Annotated in this window: 1 protein-coding gene; it reads right to left on the reverse strand. The window is 63.2% G+C overall.

Annotated features, from left to right (window positions below):
- A partial coding sequence (tuf, locus tag EOA19_RS34920; RefSeq protein WP_128306119.1) for an elongation factor Tu occupies window positions 1-1,112 on the reverse strand: 1,112 nt, incomplete at both ends.

A 1,112-nucleotide genomic window follows, 5' to 3' on the forward strand; every position in this document is an offset into this window, starting at 1 on the left:
GCGAAGCGCAGCTTCTCTTCCATGGCGATCGGCACGATCAGCTCGACATCGACCGTGATGTTGTCGCCCGGCATCACCATCTCGGTGCCTTCCGGCAGCGACACGATGCCGGTCACGTCGGTCGTGCGGAAGTAGAACTGCGGACGGTAGTTGGTGAAGAACGGCGTGTGACGGCCACCTTCGTCCTTGGTCAGGATGTAGGCTTCGGCCACGAACTTCTTGTGCGGCTTCACCGTGCCCGGCTTGGCCAGAACCTGGCCGCGCTCGACACCTTCACGATCAACGCCGCGCAGCAGCGCGCCGATGTTGTCGCCAGCCTGGCCCTGATCGAGCAGCTTGCGGAACATTTCCACGCCCGTGCAGGTCGTCTTGGTCGTCGGACGGATGCCGATGATCTCCAGCTCCTCGCCGACCTTGACCACGCCGCGCTCGACGCGGCCGGTCACGACCGTGCCGCGGCCCGAGATCGAGAACACGTCTTCGATCGGCATCAGGAACGGCTTGTCGAGCGGACGAACCGGCGTCGGGATGTAGGCATCGACCGCAGCCATCAGCTCGCGGATCGCGTCTTCACCGATCTTCTTGTCGCTGTCTTCCAGGGCAGCCAGAGCCGAACCCTTGACGATCGGAATGTCGTCGCCGGGGAACTCGTTCTTGGTCAGAAGCTCGCGAACCTCGAGCTCGACCAGTTCGAGCAGCTCGGCGTCGTCGACCTGGTCGACCTTGTTCAGGAACACCACGATCGACGGCACGCCGACCTGACGGGCCAGCAGGATGTGCTCGCGGGTCTGCGGCATCGGGCCGTCGGCAGCCGACACGACCAGGATCGCGCCGTCCATCTGCGCGGCACCGGTGATCATGTTCTTCACATAGTCGGCGTGGCCGGGGCAGTCGACGTGAGCGTAGTGGCGGGCAGCCGTCTCGTATTCGACGTGTGCCGTCGAGATCGTGATGCCGCGCGCCTTTTCTTCAGGGGCAGCGTCGATCTGGTCGTAGCGCTTGTATTCGCCAAAATACTTGGTGATCGCCGCCGTCAGCGACGTCTTGCCATGGTCGACGTGGCCAATCGTGCCGATGTTCACGTGAGGCTTGTTACGCTCGAATTTACCTTT

Origin of the sequence: Mesorhizobium sp. M7A.F.Ca.US.010.02.1.1 (genome assembly GCF_004023085.1) — a bacterium.
Taxonomy (GTDB): Bacteria; Pseudomonadota; Alphaproteobacteria; order Rhizobiales; family Rhizobiaceae; genus Mesorhizobium.